The sequence below is a fragment of the Xanthocytophaga flava genome (assembly GCF_030068545.1).
In the GTDB taxonomy this organism is placed as follows: domain Bacteria; phylum Bacteroidota; class Bacteroidia; order Cytophagales; family 172606-1; genus Xanthocytophaga; species Xanthocytophaga flava.
Genome location: NZ_JASJOR010000010.1, coordinates 207444 through 226695 on the forward strand (window position 1 = coordinate 207444; position 19252 = coordinate 226695).

10 protein-coding genes are annotated in these 19252 nt (G+C 41.3%); 2 read left to right on the forward strand and 8 right to left on the reverse strand.

Features of this window, described 5'->3' with window-relative positions:
• Positions 1-200: 200 nt before the first annotated feature.
• From QNI15_RS16555 to QNI15_RS16565, 3 genes are all read right to left on the reverse strand, one after another.
• A complete protein-coding gene (locus tag QNI15_RS16555; RefSeq protein WP_314032644.1) occupies positions 201-2153 on the reverse strand; it encodes a serine hydrolase domain-containing protein in 1953 nt (650 codons plus the stop codon).
• A 230-nt stretch (positions 2154-2383) separates the two neighbouring features.
• Positions 2384-3328 (reverse strand): helix-turn-helix domain-containing protein, encoded by a 945-nt coding sequence (locus QNI15_RS16560; RefSeq protein WP_314032645.1) that lies wholly within the window; start codon positions 3326-3328, stop codon positions 2384-2386.
• A gap of 570 nt (positions 3329-3898) precedes the next feature.
• Positions 3899-4519 (reverse strand): hypothetical protein, encoded by a 621-nt coding sequence (locus tag QNI15_RS16565; protein WP_313996828.1) that lies wholly within the window; start codon positions 4517-4519, stop codon positions 3899-3901.
• Between the two features lie 520 nt (positions 4520-5039).
• Here QNI15_RS16565 and QNI15_RS16570 point away from each other — a divergent pair.
• Positions 5040-6749: a hypothetical protein gene (locus tag QNI15_RS16570; RefSeq protein WP_314032646.1), complete on the forward strand. Its 1710-nt coding sequence runs from the start codon at positions 5040-5042 to the stop codon at positions 6747-6749.
• Between the two features lie 388 nt (positions 6750-7137).
• On the opposite strand, the gene QNI15_RS16575 is transcribed toward QNI15_RS16570, so the two are convergent.
• The 5 genes from QNI15_RS16575 to QNI15_RS16595 form a co-directional block, all read right to left on the reverse strand.
• Complete coding sequence (locus tag QNI15_RS16575) at positions 7138-8784, reverse strand: glucoamylase family protein (protein WP_313996823.1); 1647 nt, start codon at positions 8782-8784, stop codon at positions 7138-7140.
• Positions 8785-8916: 132 nt separating this feature from the next.
• Positions 8917-9828 carry a LamG domain-containing protein gene (locus QNI15_RS16580; protein ID WP_313996821.1) on the reverse strand — a complete coding sequence of 304 codons (912 nt, stop codon included), beginning with the start codon at positions 9826-9828 and terminating at the stop codon, positions 8917-8919.
• A gap of 59 nt (positions 9829-9887) precedes the next feature.
• Positions 9888-11420 carry a RagB/SusD family nutrient uptake outer membrane protein gene (locus tag QNI15_RS16585; RefSeq protein WP_313996818.1) on the reverse strand — a complete coding sequence of 511 codons (1533 nt, stop codon included), beginning with the start codon at positions 11418-11420 and terminating at the stop codon, positions 9888-9890.
• Positions 11421-11460: 40 nt separating this feature from the next.
• A complete protein-coding gene (locus tag QNI15_RS16590) occupies positions 11461-14394 on the reverse strand; it encodes a SusC/RagA family TonB-linked outer membrane protein (RefSeq protein ID WP_314032647.1) in 2934 nt (977 codons plus the stop codon).
• 177 nt (positions 14395-14571) lie between these two features.
• Positions 14572-16044, reverse strand: coding sequence for a glucoamylase family protein (locus tag QNI15_RS16595; RefSeq protein WP_313996813.1), 1473 nt, complete (start codon positions 16042-16044; stop codon positions 14572-14574).
• A 338-nt stretch (positions 16045-16382) separates the two neighbouring features.
• Here QNI15_RS16595 and QNI15_RS16600 point away from each other — a divergent pair, with 338 nt between their 5' ends.
• Positions 16383-19214 (forward strand): helix-turn-helix and ligand-binding sensor domain-containing protein, encoded by a 2832-nt coding sequence (locus tag QNI15_RS16600; protein WP_313996811.1) that lies wholly within the window; start codon positions 16383-16385, stop codon positions 19212-19214.
• The last annotated feature ends 38 nt before the right edge of the window (positions 19215-19252 follow it).

A 19252-nucleotide genomic window follows, 5' to 3' on the forward strand; every position in this document is an offset into this window, starting at 1 on the left:
GAAAAGCCAGAGCGTATTGATTGCATCGGTTGGATGGCGGAGCACACTTTCCAATTTCAGCCCTTGAGAATGGAGCTTTTACTGCTGATTAGTTTCAGAATAGTGTTAACCCGGTCTGGAAAGGTGCCGCCACCCGTTCCCAACAGCCAACTTAGCCATTTCCAAAATGCAGTTACTCAAATCATCTCCCTAACAATGGTCTACAATGCCCAAACCCTAAGGCCTATCCAGCCGTGCATCCAGAGCAAAAGGGCCAGATAGGTCACAAAGATGGCATTAAACGTTAGTATCCCTTTGATCCAGGCGCTTTTCAACTGTGACCATTGTCTTGCAAGCATGCCCAGACCGGCCACTGAAAACAAACCAAAACCAAGAGAGGTCACAAAGATGGTCAGCGATGTTAGGTTGACCGAGTTGAAGGCGATCCGGTTGGTATAGTCGGTAAGGGTGGTTAGCCTGAAGGCTACCACAGCTGAAACAATAGCCAGACCGGGCAGAATACCAACCAGAACCTGCCTTTTGCTTACCTTTCCGGTCAATACCATCACCGACCAGACCACTGCCCACAGTAGTGAAAACAGTAGTGCCACTACCGAAAGACCCAGAAAAAGCTGCTGGGCCAGCACTGGCAGATAGGTCGTTTTGCGGTAGTACTGGTGCATGCCAGACTGCACGAACGGCTTGCCGTCCTCGTCCAGTCCGATGGCCACCGAGGCATGATGCTCACCGGCTCGCTTCCATAACCGATCCCTGACCCATGCCACCGTATCGGCCGGCCCCAACAAAGGCTTAATGACCAGCCTTCCCTCCCATTCGGAGAGCTTGACCACCCCTATGACCCTTTGAAGAAAGTTCCACTGTTCACTTCGCACGTTAACCGGTTTGTAATAGCCCTGGTAATCGGCTAAAGCAGGTTTTGCCGAAGCAGGTATGGTTGATTGTCCCTCCAGTGCCGCCGATGCAAAGTCAGGCAGATCCCTTGTCAGAAAGTTTTCAATCAGAACTGAGATCCGCCACATGCCCTGGCCACCATTGTTGGCGATCGCATAGCCGATCCGATGCCTGCGGTCGTAATTGATCAGCGATTCAAACCCATCCCCACCGCCGCCATGCCCTCTGAAATCAGCCTTGGTATGGTTGTAATAGGTGCTGTTGCCCAACGCGTAGCCGATCTGAAGACCTTCCCTGGCCCCGGCCGTACTATGGATGGTTTCCATGGCCGAAAGATAGGTGCTGTCCAGCCACCGGGTACCGTTCACGTTCCAATCATCGAGGAAGAAACGAAGGTAGCGGCTCATGTCATCGGCGCACGAATGCAAGGCGCTGGCCGCCCCGTTGCCGGTCGGGACAAAAAAGGGAAACTCAATGTAGTGCCCGTCCTCGAATCGGTAGCCGCGGGCATAGCCGCTTTCATCCTTGATTCTCAGTTCAAGGTCAGAGTGATCCATGCCCAAAGGCTTCAGAAGCATCTTTTGAATGTAGTCGTCCCATCGCATGCGGGAGTATTTTTCAATCAGGTAACCCAAAACGGTGTAATTGGGATTGGCATACGAACTGACCAGTCCGGGTTTCCATCTGGAGACCAGACAGGTCCGGTAGAAGCTGACCGCCTGCAGCCCTTTCAGATCGCGGCCGGAGGTGTTGTGGATCATGTTCAGATGCGTATCGTCAAATCCACTGGAATGTTCCAAAAGATGCACCAGCCGCAGCGGGTGGGTCTCTTCCCAGGGGTTGTCGAAAGCCACCTCCGGAGCGATGTCCTTGAGCTTATCGTCCAGGTGCAACGCCCCGCTGCTGATGAGCTTAAGAATAGCCAATGCGGTAAACATCTTGGTCACCGAATACATGTGAAACAATGTATTGCCGTCCACCTTCTGTCCGGTCTTCAAGTCAGCCGCTCCCAACCCCCCTGAAAACAAGATCGAATCCTTAGAGACAATCGATAGCATCAGGCCCGGCATGTTCTCCTGCTGCATTACGTTTTGAATCTGCGCGGTCAGCTCGCTGATCGTTTGAGGATCGGATATCATTCGGGGATCGGACTGGGCAACCAGCAAATGGGCTGGTAACAGGTACAACAGTAAAATCGACAACCAGAAAGAAAAACGACTTTTTACGGGAATGCTTTTGACAAGAATGCTTTTCATTTGCATAAGACAGACAATGTTAGTGATGTGAACCGAATTTGCCGCAGCACCCGGAATGTGGTTGCAATCGCCATGGAATTGGTACGGCAAATTCGGTATGGCAAATATAGTAGCCTGAAAAGCGGATCAGTCAGACTGCAATCGGTATGGTGTTCAGCTGGATACAGGCGAACAGCTTTGGATTAGCTGAGGTGCAATTGATACAGGGTTTAAGGTATGATCAAATTGTGGAACTATCACCTGGTGGCCATTGAGGCATTGGCCAGCTTTTGGAATTGGGAGGGAGTGAGTCCGGTTGTTTTTTTGAAAGTGGTGTTAAAGGTAGTCTTGGAATTGAATCCGGCATGGGTGGCGATTCCGAGCATGTCCAGGGTTTTGATCTTGTCAGAATGGAGAAGTATTTTGGCTTCTTCCACCCTTAATTCGTTGATGAACTGGTAAAAGCTCTTCTTAAGACCTTTGTTCAAAACGTAGGACAAATCCTGGACACGTATTCCTGTAGCGGCCGATAAGTCGGGCAAGGTCAGTGAGGGATCCAGATAAAGCTTTTGTTCCACGGTAAGCCCAAGTACCTTTCGTTGCAATTTTTCCAACTGTTCGGGGTCGAGTCTTTCCACTGCTTGTTTATAGCCTTGTTGTGTGTAACTCTGATCCATGTAGCTCTGATCCATGTGGCTCTGATCCATGTGGCCCTGATCTATTTTCAGGGAATTGACAGTGGCGAGGTCAAGGTGGTGAACCGTTTGCTGACGCACCGAATAATACCCCAAAAGAAGCATTCCAGCAAAATAAATCAAGGGGACCACAGAGTCTGACACAGGTTGTGTCGGAATGCTTTTGATAGCAATCATGGAAAGTACGGCCAGTAGAAAGTTTTTCAACCAGTTCAGATTCACATATTCAATTGAGGAAGCAACTCTTAACAACTGTTTGCGATGAATGGAAAGCTTCTGATAGGATAAAATCCAGTAGAATGCAAGTTGACATGTATAAAAATAACGAATCAACACCACCAGCCAGAAGGGTAACCGGGGTGCGGGTCTGTCGATTCCCATCAGAGGGGGCATCAGATACAGCATTGAATAAACAAGGAAACAGAAAACAGGTGCAAAATGCGCCAAATACCTGTTACTCACGGGTTGTCCGGTAAAAGTGAGAACCGCCAGGTAAAGACAAGGCATGGTTGCCCAAACAGGGAGTTCAAGCAGGTGAACCAGCAAAGGCAGCTGCTCCGACATCTCGGCCTTATAGAGGAAAAGTTGACTGAAGGTACAGGCAAGACACATGTAAAACATCCCTAACCACCTGTTTGCCTGCCTGTCTGCCTGAGTGATGGCTGTCACGAATAAAAACCCGAGCATGGATGCGATCCCGGAGCATAAGGCCAAAAGCAAGGTTGAGGGTGCCATTGTTTCTTTGGTTTGAGACGCCAAGTTAATAAAATCCTGTTTTACGTTTTGAATATAGTTCCTTCTGGTAACTTATTAATAGGAAAGTGAGCCCTATAAGACAGTTTGATCGGGCTTATAGCCTAGCCTGTAAAGTCAATCTGTAAGGATTTCATTTTGGAAGATGAATCATAGTCAGAGTCGAAGAATACCAACATCGGGGCCTTCTCTGAGATTATGAGCGACAGATTGGCAAGGAATGTAGACCTTTTCGGGTCAACAAAACCGTTTACGATCAGTCGGAGAGTCAATCAAAAAGCCTGGCTTGGTGAGCCAGGCTTTTTAGTAAAAACAGGTAATATACTAGAAATAGCCCACAGTTGCTGAGTTTTTAAGAATATTATATTGATTGATCAATACAAACTGACCAAACTGTGTATTGATGTTAATATTCCTGCTTTTGATAAAAATATCCAATGGCTGTTTAAACTCAACCATGATACGTTCGTATACTTCTTTGAAGAACTGCTTTGTGGAGATAAACTGATTATCTGTATAAATGTAGTAATCGTATACATTATGTGTATCAAACCAGGCATCTTTTGTTTCTTCTACTATTCGTCTGGCAGCACCAGCAGAACGTGCCTTACGAATCAAATTAAGTTCTCCACTGATAATGTTTTCGAAAAACACCCGAGACTTCTTAAATCGTGTCGTATATAAAAGGCTAACAAACTGCCGTTTGGAATTACTGTAAACATCAAAGAAAGCAAAAGAACTCACTTGTCTTGCAGAATATACCTTAATCGTTCCATTCTCTTTTACTTGTATTAAATCTGTATAGGCATCATATCTCAACTCTCTTTCGAGCACCTCATTATTTAACAAAGTTATTTCTCCTACATACCAGGTCTGCATAACTGGTCTTTTCGCTTGAGCAACAACAGCTATCAAAAGCGCAACAATCAAAAAATAGTTTTTCATTTCGTATTACTTGATCATACTAAACCCAATAAAACTTTAAAGACATGTTGGTTTGCTTGTGAATCCGTAGTTATTCCGCGGACACCTAACTACTTCAGATTCTTATAACAAAGATACTCCCAAGCTTCAGGATATATCGTTGATAATGAACCCTTTGATACAGGATGTATGATTTTGGGTCATAGTGCACATTTGATCCTTAAACCCTTTAATCTATTGCCTTTAAGCAGAAAAAAAACAGTACTACCCCTTATTGCCTACAACTTTTCTGACAAAGAAGGAAACGAGAGGAAGAATTATTACATTAGTTCCTGTTTTTGAGGAATTACTTTCTCATGCCTAACAGTATGTCAGTCAATCCATTGTCTGATATCTTATTAAAAAAATTATATTCCGGAGTATAGTTACAGATAAGGGCAGATATAGCATATGGAGAAACAGTAACTTACTTTCAGATTACTGAGTTAATACCTAGATTTAAGCTTCATCTTTCCCATACATAACTACCTCTACTTCCTTTATGTACAAACTATTGCTTCTAAAACAAGCTATTGCTTTACTTTGTATTCTAATCATAACTGGCTTTGATAACCTCTTTGCACAGCCTCTCACTAAACTTTCACAATTTGAGATTTATCTAAAGCCCAGGTATGATGCGAAAGGTATTGCAACTGGAATAGAAGTTTCCTACACGCTATCTTCAACCTATACTCAATCCAAGCCTAAGCTGGATCTTTTATTCTATAAGATGGAGCCTTTTCTGCAACGTAGCACAGATCAGGTGACCAACTTAAAAGTATACGATGCTCTTGGACAGATATCTTTTAATAAACAAATAGGGGTAACCAAACATGATCTGGTAATGCAGCAATGGTCCGCATTGAGACAGGCTTCCGGAGCAGTTCAAGTTAGGTACCATGTACCTGTTGCAATCCCTTTTCCAGCCAAAAGAGGGCCTCATGTAGATTTACAAGCTGCTGGAGGAGGACTTTCAGGTACATTGGGTAGTTTCTTGTTATTACCCGATCCGGGAGATTCAGTTCAACTACAATTACATTGGCAATTACCCGCAGGACATACAGCAGTCAGTACAGCAGGTATGGGTAATTGCACCGTTAAAGACTCCTTTCAAACTGTTCTTTTCTGTCAGTTCCTAGCAGGCAAGATGTCTGTATATCCAGCCAATACAGGAAATACAGGTTTTAGCATGTATGCACTGGGGGGTACATCCAATGAGATTCAGGCCTTAGGCGACTGGTCACAAAAAACATACGAGCAGTTAAGGAAAAGATTAAATGGATCAGTTGACGAGCCCTTCCGTTTTCTGATACGAACCTATGAAGGCGGACCATTACAAAGTGGAGTTGCCGCTCATGGCTCTTTCCTGATTTACCTCCCTCCTACTCAATCAACAACGGATACGGAATTGCCTTCATTGGTTGCACATGAAATGGTGCATGCCTTTTTACTTGGCCTATCTTCTCCCACAGAAGGCCTTGATGACTGGTACAATGAAGGAATTGCAGACTATCTGGCAATCAAGATTCCTTTTGAAGCCGGATTGTATACTGCAAAACAATATCTTGAACTTGTCAATGAAGAATCTGCCTTGTATTATACCAACGCATACCGCGAAACACCCGAGAGAGACATTCCTGCCATAAAATGGTCAGGCCGCAATGCCTGGAGCCTGGGCTATTCACGGGGTGCTCACTATTTTGCCAATCTTGATGCAAAGCTTCGCAAGCTTAAAGGAAATAAAGTATCTGTTATTTCTTTAGTGAATACGATTACTGATTTATGCAAAAAAGGCCAGGTACCTAACGATAGCACCTGGATAAAATTGCTACAAGAGCAGGCTGGTGAATGGGCAGTCCGCGATTGGCAAGATATGATTAGTGGCAGGCTTCTTATTCCGGAACCCGATGCATTTCCCCGACTGATGAGTCAAACTATAAAAGCCGGCTTGTTTGATTTAGGTTTTGAAAGTCCTAAAAATATTCGGGCAGGTGAAAAGATCAAAGGATTGGTAAAAGGTTCGGCAGCAGAAAAAGCAGGTTTGCAGGAAGGAGACGAAATAGCAACCACTATCGCTATCAACCCAACGTATAGTAGTTATACACTGCCAGTTACAATAACAGTTCGTCGTGCCGGTCGTGTGATCCCCATTACGTTTCAACCACGCCGAGGACAGGTAGATGCAATTGAATGGAAACCTATCAGTAAATAAAGTCTTTAGAAGATTGGATAGAGGATATACCCTATCTTTCAGTGATTGCAGAAATATAGTAAACAGAGTTAAAAAGTATGCTCCCTAGTGACTGGAACTTTGGTCAAAATTGTAATTGAAGACTATGTCATCGGGCAACTATTCAGCGAGACAAGTGATCATATTTCGAATCAGTTTACAAAATGACTGGAGTTCCGGTCACTTTTATTTTTGACTGGAATACCAGTTGCGTTTCAAGAATATTCGAACTCTGTTCATTTTTAACGTTGACCGGAAGTATGGTCAATTTCATCAATGACCATACTTCCAGTTACTTCCAATTGTGATTGGTATACCAGTTAACCTATCCGTCAATCCTAATTCGAATCAAATACTTGTATCACTAGACTTACTTCTGGCTCTGAAAGGATAGCTTTTGTAATCCTGCTTTTACTTCCGGGCAACTCATAAACAGATTCCACAACAATTGTGAACGATGGTTTTCTATCATTACAATAATAGGTCCCTGGTCTATGGCTAGAAAAGAATCTGCGTACCAGATATTGGACAAGTTAAAAGCATCCACAAAGCCATACTGTTTCCAGATCTTATCTCCTAGTTTATAATAGAAGAAATGCAGAGCCTTCATAGATTCTTCCGGAGTATAAGGCATAGACGAAAGCGCAGCCGTTGGACTAATGATACCCAGGTCATTATTGGGTTCATGAGCCGCATATCCGGAAATGTTATCATCACTGGCAGTTAAGCCCCAGCAGGAATCGCTATACCCATTGTATTTTTTGGGATTTTCTTTGCAATAGTTATAATTGATCAATGAATGGGCTACATTTTGTTCCCAGTAATTGGCGTATGTATCACTCAATCCTCTGGGGTCTATCCCTAGAAATGAATAATGGGCAAAAAACAATGGTCCACCTCTATCAGGACCTAAAGGCAGCTTTATAGAATAAAACGTTTTGTTATTCACCATACTACCATTTCTGGCCCAGCCATTGGTATATGCTTCTTTAGGAATCGAATAGGTAGGTGATGATGCAGCCAGTACATAGGTAATCAAGGCTTCATTCCACCCACTGATCTGCATATTCATATCCCAGGTATAGTTAGGCGACCAATGCCAGTACAAAACATTTTCATTGTTCTTCCGAAACCAGCTCCACTCCACATTCTGCCAAAGTTCATTGATAGTGCTTCTAAGTTCAGCTTCATTTGCATTGCTAAAATACTGGCGGGCAGTTAGTAGTCCTTGCATTAGATAGGAAGTCTCTACCAGATCAGCGCCATTGTCTTTTGTACTAAAAGCTACCGTCGCGCCTGTTGCGCCATTGATCCAGTGTGCAAAAGCACCATGATATGGAGTTGCTTTCGTTTTCAGAAAGTTGGCTATAAGTTTGATTCTGTCATATCCCTCCTGACGTGTTATAAAGTTTCGTTCCACAGCTACCAGAACAGCCATTATTCCAAAACCAGTACCTCCCGTTGTTACTATGTCGCCGGAAGTATTCCGTTCTCTGGCCATACCAGAAGTAGGATGTCCAAAATTCCAGAAATAGGCAAACGTTTGCTTTTGAACCAGATCCAGCAAAGCTTCATCTGAGATGCGCGGAAATTTATCTGTACTATCCATCACTGTGATAAACTCAGTAGTAACAGTGGCATTAAAAGCTGTATTCTTTTGAGATTGCAGTTGTGGCAATACTTGAACAGTATACTTAGTCAGGTTTTCAAGAGGATTTTTTGGGCCAATCAGAATAGTACTATCGCTATTCTCCAATACAACATCAAAAGGCACATTGGTCGAGGTAGAAGTTTTCTTGAAAACCACATTTGCAGCAACTGTAGCACTATTTACTTTTCCCGAGAAAGAAACTTTCACAACAGGAAAGGTACGAACATTATAATAGCTGGAAGCAACTGGCTTGCCATCAATGCTAACATCTGTATAATAGAACGAATCTGGTTGTCCAGGATTGTCATCCTTTTTACAGGCAACAACTAACAGAACAAGAATGAATAAAAATGCATAGTATTTCATAAGATCTTAATTGATCAAATCCTATTCGTTAGTAGGATCTGTTTTAACTCATAAAGAATATATTGGAAACAAAACTTCCGGAGATAACATATCCCCGGAAGTTATCATCTTCATCAAAGCAAGCATGAAATATTATCTTCCAGCAAGTTCCAGTTGGTATAAAGAACCAATGTCAGTTGCTGATAACGCTTTACTATAGACTCTCACCTCATCAATTTGACCTGTGTATAATCCTTGCCAGATTTGAGCTGTTGAATTAGTATATCCAGTAACGGTATTTGGCCATCCACCAATCAATACCTGAGTGGGTGTAGAGATTGTAAGATTGCCAAGTGGAGCACCATTATTGTCTCTTTTCCTATAATTTGTATTTGATACTACTACACCATTTGCATATAAATCAATAGTAGAAGCAGATCCGTCATATACCATTACATAGTGCACCCACTTGTTGGCACCAATTACTGTTTGAAAATCAGTGCCACGTTTTCCATAGTCATTTATATTATCTCCACCAATGGAATAACTGCCGCCTGAGTATAAACGAAAGCTGCTATGCAATACCAATGTATCTCTTGTGGAGGTAGGTTTTCCTGTTTCCAAATACATATTAATTGGGCCTTGATTCCAGTCTGGCTGTGTTGATGTTGCCTGAGTTAATGCAAAAACCGAACTGGCTGTTGATCCATTGACATCAGTCTTTATCCATGCACTGACTGTTACACTCGGAATGGCATTTGCGCTACTCAACGCTGTAATTGTAGGATACAATAAATAACCATTTGCTAAGCTCACAGCTTGTCCCTTTACTCCTGTAGAAAAGGTGGCATTTTCTGTTTTGGTTGGAGTTGTACCAGATTTTTGTTCTGTGCTATTACCATCGAAACTCCAATGGGCAAGTAGGTTATTAGCACCTACTTCATCTGCATTATTGTATCCGCCAATATCGGGTAACTTCTTATCATCATCCTTACAAGAGGTAACTAATAAGGTAGAAGCCAATACCAAAGCAGCTATTGCGTATGTGATTCGTTGTTTTTTCATACTCGTTAAGATGTTAAAAGTGATTAAAGGATTGAAAAATAATTTCATGATAGAAAATACTAGTACCCATTGTTTTGATCGAGTTGACCTCCACTCAGAGCAATTTGCAGACTTGGTACGGGCAAGAGTTCATTCTTGCCTGCTACAAAGTTTTTACCAGCAGCTTGCATAACTTGTGCAGCTCTTCCCTGGCGTACCAGATCGAAAAAGCGATCGTGCTCCATTGCTAGCTCAAACCGACGTTCTTTCCAGATAGCTTCACGGACATCTGTTTGTGAAGAAGCATTTGTATCCTGAAGTCCAGCTCTTTTTCGTATGCGATTCAGCAGCATAGTTGCTGTATTGGATTGTCCTAATTCATTAGCAGCTTCAGCGTTCATTAATAATACCTCAGCATAACGTAACAAATGCACGTTTTTCTGCTTTCTGTCACGATTACCATTAAAGGTTTCTACAGAGCTATTCTCACTATGGTAAGCTTTATAGTTATAGTAAAGATTCTGTACAGAGTCTGCACTTGGAATCCGGAAACCATCAAACAATACAGTTCCTTTATGCTGTCCGCTATTATCAATGAAGATAATTGTAGAAGCCTTCCGTACATCATTCGGTTCATAGGCATTAACCAGATTTGCTGAAGGTGTACCGAATCCAAAACCTAAATCCGTCCATCCACCTTTGCCTCCTACCCTAGGCCCCTGCCACACGGAATATCCCTGTATGCCATAATCTGAATTATTAAACTGGCCAGTCTGAATCTCAAAAACAGACTCGATACTATTATCACCTACCTGGCGCCAGATGGTAGAATAGTCAGCAACCAGGTCATATTGTCCTGAACTGATAACTTCCTGAGTCAGGTCAAAAACTTTCTGCCATTCTTTGCGGTACATATATACCTTTGCCAGCAAAGTTTGGGCAGCACCTTTGTCAACATGACCGACACTGGCATTGCTCCGGAGTGGTAGGTTGTTAACTGCAAACTGAAGATCCTGAATGATCACATTATAAATGGTATCTACGGAGGCTCTGGTTTGAAACTCAGGATCAGTATTCGCATCCTGAGCATCTTTGGGAACACGAAGCACTTTAGGTACCTTACCAAACAAACGAACCAGGTTAAAGTAATAGTATCCCCGGATAAATCTTACTTCACCCATCAACTGATTTCTTGTAGCATCTGTCAGTGAGGCAGTTGACAAAGCAACCAATGCTTGATTCGCTTTGGAGATACCAGTATAGTAGCCATTCCAGAGAGCTGCAACAAAGGTATTGGTTGGTGAAATTGTAAAGTTATCGATGTCATTAAGCGCAGATTGATCTGAAGGTGTACTCCCTTTGTCGGCATCATCAGACATAATATTGGTTGCAGCAATGAAACTAATACCATGTGTATCTCCACCATCTCCACCAAATGCTTCTCCAGCCAATAAACTATTGTATACTCCCGTAACCAGATTCTGAGCTAAAGCAGGATCTGTTTTTGTAGTGCCCTGCCCCTGAACGGGAACATCCAGAAACTCTTTGGAACAGGAGGTAATGATTCCAAAGAGAATGAGACTTATGCCTATTACTATTAATGTATGTTTCATATACTAAAGACTAAGGAAATTTGTAATCAATAAAATCACATCAGAAGTTTACACTCAAACCACCAGCAATGGTTCGTGTAGTAGGATATGCATTTAACTCAATACCTGCTTTTGTTGGATCCCCAGGCAATTCAGGTGTAAATCCACTAAACTTCTTGTATGTGTATAAATTTTGAGCAGTAATAAAGACTCTTACACTTGCTATTTTTACCTTTTGAGTCAAGGTAGCAGGTAAGTTATATCCAAGAGTTACATTATTCAGACGAATAAAAGAGCCTGATTCCAAGAAATAGGTAGAGGCCGGTAGATTACCTCCATTCGCAGCAGGTTCAGTTTGGGAGCCATTGGCAGGAGTCCATCTGGAATAGGCCATATCAGCTTCCACATTATCAAATACACCCAGACGAAATGCTTTCTTTCCATTGTATACTTTATTCCCTACATTTCCGTAGATATCTGCACTCAAATCAAAGCCTTTATAGGATAAACTTCCGTTGATTCCAAAGTAGGCCTTAGGCTGATACGAACCGGCAAACACTCTGTCATTGTCATCTATTTTACCATCATCATTGGTATCCTGGTATTTAAAGTCGCCAGGTGAGGCACTTGACTGAATAACAGTCCCCTTACTATTTTTATAATTATCAATCTCACCCTGGTTCTGGAAAACTCCCACCACATTCAGCAGGTAGAAACTCCCTACAGGTTGATCATTATCGGTTCTGGTCGTATAAATCTGGTTTCCACCAATCCCCCCATCCAGGATTGGCTGTCCACCATTTAATCCAATAACCTTATTATTGTTGAGTGTTAAATTTCCACCAACACGATACGTAATCTCCTCAGTTATATTTCCTCTCCAGTTCAAAGCCACTTCCAAACCAACATTTTGAATAGACGCAGCATTTGTGAGTACCACCCCATCTGCATCTCCAGTTACAGAAGGCACTTTTACATTGATCAGTAAGTCTTTGGATTTTTTGTTGTAGTAACCAATCTCACCTGTTAACCGACCTTTCAGCAAAGCAAAGTCTAAACCTAAATCAAACTCTTCAGTTACTTCCCACTTTAGATTAGGATCTTTAATTTGTGTGATGGCACTACCAGGCGTAGCTATTCCACCACCATACGGATAAGCCAGATTTGGTGTCACTGTAACAGTGAATGCGTCAGACGGAATCCGGTCATTGCCCACACGTCCCCAACTGGCTCGTAGTTTCAAGGTCTCAAATAGCTGCTGTGTTTGCATGAAATTTTCACCGCTGATAACCCAACCGGCACCTACAGAAGGAAATAAGGCCCAACGATTACTGGAAGGAAAACGAGAACTTCCATCAGCACGTACTGTGGCAGTCAACAGATACCGATCATTGTAGTTATAATTTACTCTACCCAAATAAGAGTTTCTAGCCCATTTATCTCCACCTCCATCATTGGTTGAGGTATTAGCATTTCCCGTATTGATATACCATAAACTTGGGTCAGCAGGAACATCTTTCCGGTAAGCAGAGAGCCAATCCATAGTATACTGCTCAGCAGTAGTACCTACTAATACAGTTAGACTATGTTTATCAAAACTTTGAGCAAAAGTCAGTGTATTATCCCACACCCAACGGAAACTCCTGGTCGAAATAATATTTAGATTGCTGTTAGGATTACGCTGATTCCCCCCTGGATTAATAAACGTACTGGTATCATTGTTAAATTGATAATTATATACTCTCTCATTTTTGGAAAGCAAGTCCGCACCAATACTACTTCTGAAAGTCAAAGACCTGACAGGTTTAAACTCCAGATAGGCAGATCCCTGTAACCGATTATCAATATCTCGTTGATTATTATTTTTGATATCCAGAATGGGATTACCTACGTTCTGGTATACAGATGTATTGCCATACTTACCATTCTCCATAGCCGCAATAGTAGGTGCAGCCCGATAAGCGTTATTGTATGCTGATCCCAGATTTACATCCCGAGTATTCGCATTAGTATAGGAAGAAACAACCCCTACTTTTACTTTATCTGAAAGTGTAAAGTCTGTATTAGACCGAATGTTAAACCGTTTGTATTTATTATCAATGATAATGCCTTCATCTGTAAAGTATCCCATACTTAGAAAGTAAGTTGACTTGTCAGATCCGCCTGACAAAGACAAATTATGATTCTGGTACCAGCCATTTCGTAATATCTGATCATACCAATCTGTAGATAAAGAACCTGCTGTTACACTAGTTCCACTGGCAGCACTTACATAGTTGGCATATTCCTGGGCATTTGCCATCTGCACCAGATTGGTGGCACTACGCATACCTATATTGGTAGTGTAGTTTACTTTTATTCCTCCTGCACTTCCTTTCTTGGTTGTGATAATCACAACGCCATTAGCACCTCTTGAACCATAGATTGCAGTAGCAGAAGCATCTTTCAGTACATCCATTGATACAATGTCAGCCGTGTTGATATTGCTGATATCATCTGTCAATACCCCATCAACTACAAATAAAGCCGCAGTTCCAGCCAAGGCTGTCCCTGTACCTCTTACCCGTATCACAGGTGATGAACCTGGTTGGCCACTACTGATAATTTGTACCCCAGCTGCCTTACCCTGAATTGCCTGTGTTGCAGTTAAAACAGGTTGCTTGGCCAACTCCTCTCCTTTCACACTTGCTGTAGCCCCTGTTACATCTACTTTGCGCTGAATTCCATAGCCAACTACAACCACCTGCGCCAGCTCTGTAGTTGAACTTTGTAAGGTTACATTGATCTCAGACTGATTGTTTACAGGTACTTCTACCTTTTCATAGCCAACAAAAGCAACAACCAGTACAGCATTATCAGGAGCTGACAAGGTAAACTTTCCATTCGAATCTGTTGTAGTTCCGGTTGTGGTTCCTTTTATCAGGACAGAGGCACCTGGAATTCCTTCACCACCTGAATCTTTTACAGTACCAGATACAGCACGATTCTGAGACATAGCTTGTATAGCTGTTATCAGAAAAAGAGCAACTCCAAACACATATATACGCACTGCTGATAAAAATACGTATCGACACCTGGTATAAAATAATAGTAGTTCGTTCATATAACTTGGAAAAAAGTAATTAGTATAAAAGTCTGATTACTAGTTAGATAAACAGTTTACTCAATCATACTATCTCAAATTAAGAAGCACCTTCTCCTGTTTTGTTCCCTGAGATAATATAGCTTGATATTTTCCTCCCTTTGCTACAAACGGAATTTCATGTGTCCCTTCATTCAAGGCTTTGTTTAGCAATACCGTCTCTACTTTGCCATTTCGGTCAGTTAGTTCCAACTTTACAGATTCCTTACCTTTCACGGCAATATCCAGTATGTATGTAGTCCGGTCAGTATGTCTCATTAGGTCTACTTCATTTGTTTTAGGATCTGGCAGATACATATAAAATCCTGTTGGGTAAGAAGGAGTGGTAATTCCCATCTTTTTCAGGCCAGTAGTAAGTTCTGCAATCCCAGCTCCAAGCTTCCAGATTAATCCGGAGCGATAATTTTCCATCATAACCACGATAGGCCCCTGATCTATAGCCAGGTACTGATTAGAGTACCAGTTTTTTACCTGGCTGAATGCATCATAGAATCCATACGGTCCAAAAAGTGGATTGCCTTTCTTCAGATAGAAATATCGCATAGCCTGATACGAAGCATATGGGGTATAGGGAAATGAGGAAAGAGCTGCAGTAGGACTTATTGTTCCATTGTCATTGGTAGGAGAATGGGCATCATAGAAGTTATAGTCATCACTGGCTGTAAGACCCCAATTATCTGTTGAGTAACCAAACTTCTCGCCCTGACTCACACAATGTGTGTAATTAATGAGAGTCTGTGCCAGATTTAGTTTCCAGTAATTGGTCTTTCCATCATCCATTTTTCGTGGATCAAGACTCAGATAGGAATAATGAGCAAAGAAAAGAGGCCCTCCATATGGAAATCCCAACGGTAATGTATAACCCAGATATTGATTTCCATTTGTATAAAAATCACTTTTCTTCCATGTATTTTGATATACTTCTGGTTTAATGGCATGTGTAGGAGAACCCAATGCCAGAACATAGGTAATCAAACATTCATTGTACCCTCGAATAGGCATATTCATAGCCCATTCATAATTAGGCGACCAGTGCCAGTATAAATGTCCATCTCCACGGGAAGCGTACCAATCCCACTCTACTGTTTCCCAAAGTTTAGTGATCTGATCCCGCAATTGTGTTTCCTGGGGGTTCTGCTGATCAAAATACGCTCGTGCCACCAGCAAACCATTCACCAGATAAGCAGTTTCTACCAAATCACCACCATTATCCTTTTCCCCAAAAGGTACTACCTTCCCTGTACGTCCATCTAACCAATGCGACCATGCTCCATGAAACCGATCAGCAGCAGACAGAAACTTTGTCATCTTTGTTAAATGTGACACTGCCTGTTCACGAGTAATCCAACCACGTTGCACACCAACCACCAGACACATTACACCAAATCCCGTTCCTCCAGAAGTGACGATAGTAGGAGTTGCAGTCCGCTCAGGTGTCATACCGGAAACAGGATGAGCAAAGTCCCAGAAATACTTGAACGTTGCCTTTTGTACAGTTTCCATATACTCACTTTGTTCTGTAGCTGGAGTTAGTGGAGTTTGGCCCTGTATAGTAAAAACAAAGAGCAAAGTCCAGACAAAAAGGAATCCTATCTTATACCTATACCGACTCATTTTGCACACAATATTATAACTTTTTTTATGAAAAATAGTAAGTTTATGCGACAAATGTACGGCAATCAAAGTGCTAATAACAAATAAAGGGGTACATCATTACCACATCAAAACCCAATTATTTCTTAGATTTTACGTATTTTGCCTACGTCATTACAAAAAATTACAGCAACCACTTGAGAAATCTATTTTTATTTAAAACGGTATTGTCCCACATACCTTTTTTAGTGAGGAGAAAACTTTGGCTATTCTTTATCATTATACAAAGTGTATCCTTTGGACAAAAGATTGAAACTATTTGTAAACCTGAGATACTCAACTTTACCAAACAAACTTATAATGCCTATCATCAGAATTGGGGAATTACACAAGAGTCACAGACTCGATTTATGTACTTTGCTAATTCAAAAGGCTTAATCGAATATGATGGTAATCATTGGGAAGTATATGAACTGCCGAATAAACAAAAAGTCAGATCGGCCGTTGCAGGTATAGATGGCCGGATTTATACCGGGGGCTTAGGAGAGTTTGGTTATTGGCAATCTGACAAAACGGGTAAACTGACTTACCATTCGCTCAAAGCTCTGATTAATGATCCTTCTTTTGCAGGAGAAGAGATATGGAATATTCTACCTACATCTGAAGGCATTTTATTTCAATCTTTCGCCTTTATTTATCTTTATCAGAATAATAAGATCACCAATTTATCACCTCCGGGCAATATCATGTTTGCCTATCAGATAAATGGCAGGGTCTTACTAGGTGTAATCGATAAGGGTCTGTATGAATTCAAACACAAATCATTCTCTTTCATTGACAATAGTTCTTTTTTAGGCAAAGAATCTGTCAACACCATTCTACCAGGGCGTGATCAAACTATCGTAATCGGCACGAATCGGGGAATATATCTTTATGATGGTAACGATTTTCAACCATTTAATACAACTACCAATGCCTTTTTACTACAGAATCAGTTAAATCGGGGGGTGATGTTAAATGATACTACCTATGCATTTGGAACTATTCTCAATGGTATTGTTATCACAAATACACAAGGCGAAATCATTCAGCATCTGAATCAGAAAAATGGATTACAAAACAATACAATACTGTCTCTATATAAGGATGCAGATGGTAATCTCTGGTCTGGAATGGACAAAGGCATTAGTCTTATTCTGATTAATTCTCCATTGCGTTATTATCAGGATTATGATGGCCATTTAGGTACAGTCTATGATATTGCTTTATTTGAAAAGAAACTTTATCTGGGTACTAACCATGGCCTTTTTGTTTCAAATCTACAATCAAGAGAAGCAGATTTTCAACTTGTTCCCAAAACTCAGGGACAGGTATGGGATCTGGAAGTCATAGATAATCAACTCCTCTGCGGACATAACAATGGCACTTTTCTGATTGAAGGCACCCAGGCAAAACAAATTTCCTCAGTAACGGGCGGGTGGATAATACGAAAGCTCAAAAAACATCCTGATCTATTACTTCAGGGAACATATACACAATTGTGTATTTACAAAAAGAATGCGTCCTTTCAATGGGAACTAGCTCATACAGTTTCTGGATTTTCAGCCCCTGTAAATCAACTGGAAGAAGATGATTTCGGTTATATCTGGGTAAACAAAGTCTCTAAAGGCCTGAACAGGATAAAACTATCAGCTGATACGCAAAAAATGGATTCCATCTGGAGCTATGAAACTCCAGAACTTAAAAGTGCGGCAGTCAATCTATGCCAGATAAATAAAAGAGTTATAGTGACTACCAATCAGCAGGTCCTCCAATTTGATCCAGACCATAATGTATTTGAACCTGCAACCAACCTCCAGAAACAACTTGGGGCAGATAAAGCCCGTAAATTTTTTCCAATAAACCCATCTGCGTCATTTGTGTTGAAAACGGATGGGACATTAGGCTTCATAGAAAAAGACAACTCTATAAAAGAGATACCTATGAAGAAATTTCAATGGTTTGATGATTATGAAAATCTGGTATCTATTGATAATCGTATTCATTTGATTTGTCTGGAGAATGGCTTTGGTGTACTACCGGAAAACCTTATTACATCATTACTTTCGTCAACCATACAACCACCTGTTATCCGCAGTATTGTCCCTCTGGACTTTCCGACATTAGGCCAGACATTCCGTACTGGTGACAACTATCCTGCGTTTGCATTCAACTACAATCAGAATAGTCTTATCATTAGCTTCTCTACACCTCATTATAGTAATGAAGCCAAGTATAGCTTCTGGCTAGAGAACTCGTCCAAAGGATGGTCAAATTTCCAGACTATGGATCAGAAAGAATTTAATAACCTGGCACCAGGAAAATATATATTTCATCTACGATCCAACTTAAGTAAAAAAGAGACACAATTGGAGTTTGAAATTCTCTCTCCCTGGTATTGGAATCAATGGAGCATCAGCATTTATGTACTAACGCTGATAGGTGCCGGTATTTTTTCATATTGGTTACATTTACAAAGAGTAAAAGCACATCAGGAACGTGTCAGACGGAAACTGGAGAAGAAGCTACGTAAACAGGAAGAGGAAAGTCAAAAGGAGATTATACAATTACGCAATCAGCAGCTCGAACAGGATGTTATCCGTAAGTCAGAAGAATTGGCTAACTCAACAATGACGTTGATTAAAAAGAACGAATTGCTACTGCAAATCAAACAGGAAGTACTGGATATAAAAACAGAATTGGGATCAAAATCTAATTCATCTTCCTTCAAAGAAATTATACATTTATTGGAAAGTAATATCTCCACAGATCACGACTGGCAGATATTTGAATCCAATTTTAATCGGGTTCATGAAGAATTTCTCCAAAAACTTATTCATGAATATCCCACCCTTACTCCCAGTGACCTACGACTGGCAGCTTATCTTAGAATGAACCTGTCAACAAAAGAGATAGCTCAGCTCTTTAACATCACCTATCGTAGCGTTGAATTGAAAAGATATCGTCTACGTAAAAAGATGAATCTGGATACGGATGTTAACTTGGGCGAGTTTATGATGAAGTATACCAATGGAAACTAAAAGAGAGAATCTTTCAATTCCCTCTTTTAGGTATATAC